Raw genomic sequence first — 6,506 nt, 5'->3', positions numbered from 1 at the left:
TGACCGGGGCAGTCCACATGCGCGTAGTGACGGTTGTTCGTCTCATACTCGACATGCGCCGTCGAGATCGTGATCCCACGCGCCTTCTCTTCCGGCGCCTTGTCGATCTGGTCGTACGCCGTGAACGTCGCCCCGCCCGTCTCCGCAAGGACCTTCGTGATCGCCGCCGTCAGCGACGTCTTCCCATGGTCAACATGGCCAATCGTGCCAATGTTGCAGTGCGGCTTCGAACGGTTGAATTTCTCTTTGGCCATAGCTCGTTCCCTTCAAGCGACACTCGCGAGCCGCGAAAATCGGGGCGTGGGATAGGCGGTTTCAGTGCTTTTCGCAAGCATCAGATGGTGACGAGGTCACGCGGCGCCAGCCCTGCCCACAGTTGGACCCGTTGCCGCATGCGCGAAACCGCCCCTGCGGGCATCCGGCCGTCAGCCAGATACCCCCGGGCGATGCGTCATCACGCCGTGGTGCGAAGGGTCGATATGGCGGCCTCAGGCAGCGGTCCTTGCGGGAAGACGGCGCTTCACGCGGTCCGATCCCCATCGCCACCACGCATCGGCATGCCCCCGTAGCCGATGCGATAGCTTCACCACTGGCTCGTCAACGAACTGCGCCCCGAGAAAGGCCAGAAGGAACGAGGCCGGCAGCACGGTGAGGATGGTCACGGCCGCTCCGAGGCCCTGCGGGGCGGCGACATAGGCGGCGGCGCCGAGCGTGAACAGCAGCGGGAAATGCGTGAGATAGAGCGGGAAGGAGATGCGGCCGAGGAAGACGCCGAAACGACTGCCGAACGCCCGCCCTCCCGCCCCCGCGAGCACGCCGTAGACGATGAGGCCGGCCGCCAGGATGCGGGCATTCTGCGCGCCCAGCAGATCGCGCGCCGGCGCGCTGGCGACGCACAGGCCCAGCAGAAGCGCCGGCCACGCCAGCCATCGTACAAGAAAATGACGGCGCACCCACGCCTCGTACATCGCCGCCCCTATCAGGAAAGACGTGTAGTTGCGGTCCACGATGAAGAAGGAGACGGGCAGCAGGACGGCGAGGATCAGCGGGCGGAAGCGCTGGCCGGGCACATAGCAAAGACCGTAGATGACCAGCGAGCCCAGGAGTTCGATCCGCATCGTCCAGAGGACCGGATTCAACGGAAAACGGTAGTCGTACACGCCGCCGAGAGCGCTCACCGCCGCGTCCTCGAGACCGAGATCCGGTGGATCGTAGAACGTCTGTAGCCAGTCGTTCTGCTGCATGGCGGCCCGCAGGCCGTCGATCGCATGCGGGGCGATCGAAAAGCACAGGAAAGCAAAACCGATGCTTGCGGCAATGGGTATGCTCAGGCGCAGGATCCGCCCCATCCCCAGGGCCGGGAGGCCGACCCGGTGCGATGCGCCGGCCCGGACCAGGACAAAGCCCGACATGACGAAGAAGATCGAAACCGCCAGCTTGCCGTCATAGAGGTCCGCCAGCGGCGATGTCGCGACCAGCGTGGTCCAAAGGCCGGTGCCGACCACCCACGCCGGAAGTGTTGCCCATACGATGTGCGAGAAAAGCACGACGACCGCAGCAACGCCGCGCAAGCCGTCCAGGCGCTCAAGTCGTTCGCTCATGTCGATCGCCCCCACGATCAGCGAAGAACCGGATCGCAGTTGCAGGGTGTCGCGTGCTGCGCGCACGCCTGCCATCCCGTGCCCCGACCGCGTTCGAGCTCGAGAATCATCAAGATGCGGCGGGTACGGCAACCGGCGATCGCCGTACCCACCGCGCATCGCTCTAAAACTATCTAAATATCGCTTCAAAAATTGAATGAAATTCAATCATGCGATCGCGGCCGAGTCAACATTGACGGCGACGCGTCGATGGCAACGCGGAAATTCCGGAAACCCGGAACGATTGAGGAAAAGCCCGACTGAGGAGGCGCATTGCGCGGTGGGCGATGGAGCGGGTGAAGGGAATCGAACCCTCGTCATCAGCTTGGAAGGCTGTTGCTCTACCATTGAGCTACACCCGCAGCCCTGTTCGCAACGCAACCGAGGGCGACGTGGTGGGGGAGGTAGGACTCGAACCTACGAAGGCATAGCCAGCGGATTTACAGTCCGCCCCCTTTGCCGCTCGGGACACTCCCCCAGATACGCACGTCAGTCGAACCGGCATATAGAAACCGGCATCCTCGACCCGGAAACCCTCATCGCCGGTTGTTGCCGACGCGAAGGATCCGTGGGGCGGCGTTATGATGACGCGCCCATGCCCTGTCAACCCCGCCCCCGCCATCCGGCACCGCCGGAAACCGACGGGCTGGGGAAAAGCCGCCTCCGCAAGCCGCCCCCGCAAGCCGTTCCCGTCCGCGGCGCACGCGGAACGGCCAAGGGCAAATTGCAATGCGTCGCGCGCCATGAGAAGAACCGCACATGAGCGAGCGCCCCACCCCTCCCCGACGTCCTTCCGGTTCCGGTCCCGACGGCCAGCGGCCGCGTGCCTTCAGCAAGGGCAAAGGTTTCGGGAGCAAGGGTTTCGGCGGTAAAGGCGGCGGTAGCGGGCGCGAGCGGCCTGCGGCGCGGCCCTTCGGCGAATGGCCCGGCGATGTCGCCATCCTCTACGGCATGCACAGCGTGATCGAGGCGCTGCGCAATCCGCGCCGGAAGATCCGCCGCCTGCTCGCCACCGAGAATGCCGCCAAGCGGCTCGCGGAAGAGGGAATCATCGCCCGCCCGGAGCCGGAGATCGTGCGCCCCGGAGAGATCGACCGCCTGCTGGAGCCCGATGCCGTGCATCAGGGCCTGTTCGCGGAATGCGACCCCCTGCCCTCGCCCTCGCTGAAGGACGCCGCACAGAGCGACCTTCTGCTGGTGCTCGACCAGATCACCGATCCGCACAATGTCGGCGCGATCGTGCGTTCGGCGGCGGCGCTGAGGGTGGGCGCGATCATCACCACCGCGCGCCACAGCCCGTCGGCCACCGGCGTACTGGCCAAGGCGGCGAGCGGCGGGCTGGAGCATGTACCCTTCTGCTTCGTGCCGAATCTCGCCCGCGCGCTGGAGGAACTGAAGGGACTCGGCGTTCAGGTTGTGGGGCTCGACAGCGAGGGGCCGGCCGACCTTCTCGACACGGAACTGCGCGCTCCGCTCGCCCTCGTGCTCGGCGCCGAGGGCAAGGGCCTGCGCCAGCTCACCCGCCAGACCTGCGACACGCTGGCGCGCATCGACCTGCCGGGCGAGATCGTGAGCCTGAATGTCTCCAATGCCGCGGTTCTTGCGCTGCATATTGCCCGCCGTTCCATCGGCAAGCCTGCGACGTGAGCAGAAGAGACTGCCGCAGCGACAGAAGATCCGCCGGCAGACGCGCCAAACACCTGACAGGCCGGCGCATTTACGACCAATGACCAATCGTCAACCGTCAAGCTTTTCGTCAAGCTTCCCGGCATAAGCGTGCGGAATCCGTGTCATTCCGGCGCAAGGGCCGGAGCACCTGCCTGAAGACGTCGAGCCACGACGCAACGGGTGCCTCCGGGAGGAACGGACTGAGCCGAGGGCAGCCTTCGCGGCTTCCCATAACTCGACATCGTGATCGGCCGGCGTGCCAGCGCTGGCGTGCGACCTCTCGCGAGCGGCCCGACGCCGCTTCCGGTTGCGCGCCGCATCGGCATGCCGGCCCCAGAGGGGAAGGAAGCTTTCATGACCGTCACCAGCGGCACGCCCGCCGGCTACGCGCCCATGACCCGCGAGGAGAGGAAGGTCATCATCGCCTCCTCGGCGGGCACCGTATTCGAGTGGTACGATTTCTACCTGGCCGGCTCGCTGGCTGCCAACATCGCCGCCACCTTCGTGCCCGGCACCAACGACACCGCGAAGTTCATCTTCGTGCTGTTCGGCTTCGCCGCGGGCTTTGCGGTTCGTCCCTTCGGCGCGCTGGTGTTCGGACGGCTCGGCGACCTGATCGGCCGCAAATACACCTTCCTCGTCACCATGACGCTGATGGGCATCTCGACCTTCGTGGTCGGCCTTCTGCCCGGCTACGCCTCCATCGGCTATGCGGCGCCGGTCATTTTCATCATTTGCCGGCTGGCGCAGGGCCTCGCGCTCGGCGGCGAATATGGCGGCGCGGCGACTTATGTGGCCGAGCACGCGCCCCATGGACGGCGCGGCTTCTACACCTCGTGGATCCAGACCACGGCGACGGTCGGCCTTTTCCTGTCGCTGCTGGTCATCCTGAGCCTGCGCCTGTCGATGTCCCCGGAATCGTTCGCGGCGTGGGGCTGGCGCGTGCCGTTCCTGCTCTCGATCCTGCTGCTCGGCTTCTCGCTCTGGATCCGCCTGCAGCTCTCCGAATCGCCCGCCTTCCAGAAGATGAAGGCGGAGGGCACCCGCTCCAAGGCGCCGCTCACCGAGGCCTTTGGCCGCTGGGAGAACGCCAAGATCGCCCTGATCGCGCTCCTCGGCGGCACCGCCGGCCAGGCCGTGGTCTGGTATTGCGGCCAGTTCTACGCGCTGTTCTTCCTCACCCAGACCCTGAAGGTGGACGGAACGACGGCGAATCTGCTCATCGCCTTCGGCCTGCTCATCGGCACGCCCTTCTTCGTCTTCTTCGGCTGGCTGTCGGACAAGATCGGCCGCAAGCCCATCCTGATCGCGGGCTGCCTCATCGCGGCTGCGACCTATTTCCCGCTGTTCGAGCTCATCGCCCGCACCGCGAACCCGAAGCTGATCGAAGCGACGACCAATGTGACGATCAACATCACCGCCGATCCGGCCGAATGCGGCACGCTGTTCGATCCGGTGGGCGTGCGCGTCTTCACCCGGCCCTGCGACGTGATCCGCCGCACGCTGGCAACCAATTCGATGCACTATGAGCTGAAGCCGGGCCCGGCCGGCTCGCCGGTCACCGTCGCGGTGAACGGCACCGACGTGCCCACCGCCGACAACACCGGTGCGGCCGTCGTCGCAGCGGCACAGGCGGCGGGTTATCCGAAGGCGGGCGATCCCTCGATCGTCAAGCAGCCTTCCGTTGGCGGCGTGCTCACCGATAGCCGCACTCTGACGCTGATCGGCCTGCTTTTCGTGCTGGTGCTCTACGTCACCATGGTCTACGGCCCGATCGCCGCGCTGCTGGTGGAACTCTTCCCCACCCGCATCCGCTACACCGGCATGTCGCTGCCCTATCACATCGGCAATGGCTGGTTCGGCGGCTTCCTGCCGCCCACCGCCTTCGCCATCGTGGCGGCCTCCGGAAACATCTTCTCCGGCCTCTGGTATCCCATCGTGGTGGCGCTGATGACCGTGGTGATCGGCCTCATCTTCCTGCCCGAGACCAAGGACCGGAACATCGAGGACTGGCACTGAGCGCCTCGACACCCCCGGAACGAAGACGGCCCCGCGCGAGCGGGGCCGTTTTGCTTTCGTGCGGGCCGCGCGGATCAGATCGCCGCGACGACGACGATCTCGACCTTGAATTCCGGAGTCGCGAGCGCGGCCTCGACGGTGGCGCGGGCCGGGGTATGGCCGGCCGCGACCCAACCGTCCCACACCGCGTTCATCTCGGCGAAGGTCGACATGTCGGAGAGGTAGATCGTCGTGGAGAGCAGCTTGGTCTTATCCGAACCCACCGCCGCGAGGAGGCGATCGATTTCGGCGAGAATCGCGCTGGTCTGCTCGGTGACCGACGCGCCCTTGGCGACCTGGCCGGCGAGATAGGCGGTGGAGCCGTGGACGACGGCCTGGCTCATGCGCGCGCCGGTCTCGATTCTCTGGATGCTCATGGGGATCAACTCGCTTCGCTGCGGAATATGGGCTGCGGAATGTTGGCCGCGGAATGCAAACGGCCGGACGCCGCTCGGGCGCCCGGCCGTCGCTATAGCCGGAAATCGGTGACGCTGGAAACACGCCGTGCGGCGTGCCTCACTCCAGGCCGATGTTGAAGAGCTGCACCCGCCGGTTGATGGGGTTCTTCGGGTCCTTCGGCGTCTGCAGCACCTCCTGTCCGAGCCCGACCGCCTCCAGGCGGCGCCCGTCAATGCCGTAGAGATTGACCAGCGCGTCGCGGACCGCATCCGCGCGCTGCTGGCTGAGCGCGAGGTTGCGCGCCCGGTTGCCGGTGGTGTCGGTGTTTCCGGTGATGAGGAAGTGGTACTTCCACAGGATCGGGTGGTGCAGCGCATCCGCGATCGCGCCGATGGTCGCGTAGGATTCCGGCCGGATGATCGCCGAATCGAGCGCGAACTGGATCTGCACCGTGATCTGCGCCAGCTTGTCGAGCTCGGCGGCAATGGTGGCGCGGTTCAGTTCCAGCGGCGCGTTCTGCGCTACCGCCTGCTCGACCATCTTGCGCAGCACCAGCGCGGTCACCGTGGGCTCGTCCTGCGAGGGCGCGGTCAGGTCCTTGATGTAGTCGTTCGCGTCCTGCGCTTGCAGGGCGGAAGGCGCGGCGAAGGCGGCGCAGGCCGCGAGCAGCAGCGCCATCATGCCGTGACGGAGCGTGCGCGGAGCGCGAGAGGTCATGATCTTCGTGTCCATGATCGTTCC

Annotated in this window: 6 protein-coding genes and 2 tRNA genes; 2 read left to right on the top strand and 6 right to left on the bottom strand. The window is 66.2% G+C overall.

Annotation, left to right across the window (positions count from 1 at the left end):
* The 4 genes from MWN34_RS17075 to MWN34_RS17060 all read right to left on the bottom strand — a co-directional run.
* The coding region (locus MWN34_RS17075; RefSeq protein ID WP_247030511.1) for a GTP-binding protein at positions 1-254 on the bottom strand (254 nt) is incomplete at its 3' end.
* A gap of 234 nt (positions 255-488) precedes the next feature.
* On the bottom strand, positions 489-1,676 hold the full coding sequence (locus MWN34_RS17070) for an acyltransferase family protein (protein WP_247030510.1): 1,188 nt from the start codon (positions 1,674-1,676) through the stop codon (positions 489-491).
* 252 nt (positions 1,677-1,928) lie between these two features.
* Positions 1,929-2,002: transfer RNA gene (locus MWN34_RS17065), tRNA-Gly, on the bottom strand.
* 31 nt (positions 2,003-2,033) lie between these two features.
* Positions 2,034-2,118: transfer RNA gene (locus tag MWN34_RS17060), tRNA-Tyr, on the bottom strand.
* Between the two features lie 281 nt (positions 2,119-2,399).
* On the opposite strand from MWN34_RS17060, the gene MWN34_RS17055 reads away from it, so the two are divergent.
* Both MWN34_RS17055 and MWN34_RS17050 read left to right on the top strand, forming a co-directional pair.
* Entirely contained in the window at positions 2,400-3,287 is an 888-nt protein-coding gene (locus MWN34_RS17055; protein ID WP_247030509.1) for a TrmH family RNA methyltransferase, read from the top strand.
* Between the two features lie 375 nt (positions 3,288-3,662).
* Positions 3,663-5,327 carry an MFS transporter gene (locus MWN34_RS17050; protein WP_247030508.1) on the top strand — a complete coding sequence of 555 codons (1,665 nt, stop codon included), beginning with the start codon at positions 3,663-3,665 and terminating at the stop codon, positions 5,325-5,327.
* A 74-nt stretch (positions 5,328-5,401) separates the two neighbouring features.
* Here MWN34_RS17050 and MWN34_RS17045 read toward each other — a convergent pair whose 3' ends face one another.
* The gene (locus MWN34_RS17045) at positions 5,402-5,743 is read right to left on the bottom strand and encodes a RidA family protein (RefSeq protein ID WP_247030507.1); all 342 of its coding nucleotides are present in this window, start codon (positions 5,741-5,743) and stop codon (positions 5,402-5,404) included.
* Between the two features lie 139 nt (positions 5,744-5,882).
* Entirely contained in the window at positions 5,883-6,497 is a 615-nt protein-coding gene (locus tag MWN34_RS17040; RefSeq protein ID WP_247030506.1) for an OmpA family protein, read from the bottom strand.
* Positions 6,498-6,506: the final 9 nt, after the last annotated feature.

Source organism: Ancylobacter crimeensis, assembly GCF_023016805.1.
In the GTDB taxonomy this organism is placed as follows: Bacteria; Pseudomonadota; Alphaproteobacteria; order Rhizobiales; family Xanthobacteraceae; genus Ancylobacter; species Ancylobacter crimeensis.
This window is presented reverse-complemented; position numbering and strand designations above follow the sequence as displayed.

What these genes read in the sequence shown, in the direction of transcription:
- MWN34_RS17050 (WP_247030508.1), top strand. Translation starts at nt 3,663, where the DNA reads ATGACCGTCACCAGCGGCACGCCCGCCGGCTACGCGCCCATGACCCGC.
- MWN34_RS17040 (WP_247030506.1), bottom strand. Translation starts at nt 6,497, where the DNA reads ATGGACACGAAGATCATGACCTCTCGCGCTCCGCGCACGCTCCGTCAC.
- MWN34_RS17055 (WP_247030509.1), top strand. Translation starts at nt 2,400, where the DNA reads ATGAGCGAGCGCCCCACCCCTCCCCGACGTCCTTCCGGTTCCGGTCCC.
- MWN34_RS17045 (WP_247030507.1), bottom strand. Translation starts at nt 5,743, where the DNA reads ATGAGCATCCAGAGAATCGAGACCGGCGCGCGCATGAGCCAGGCCGTC.
- MWN34_RS17070 (WP_247030510.1), bottom strand. Translation starts at nt 1,676, where the DNA reads ATGGCAGGCGTGCGCGCAGCACGCGACACCCTGCAACTGCGATCCGGT.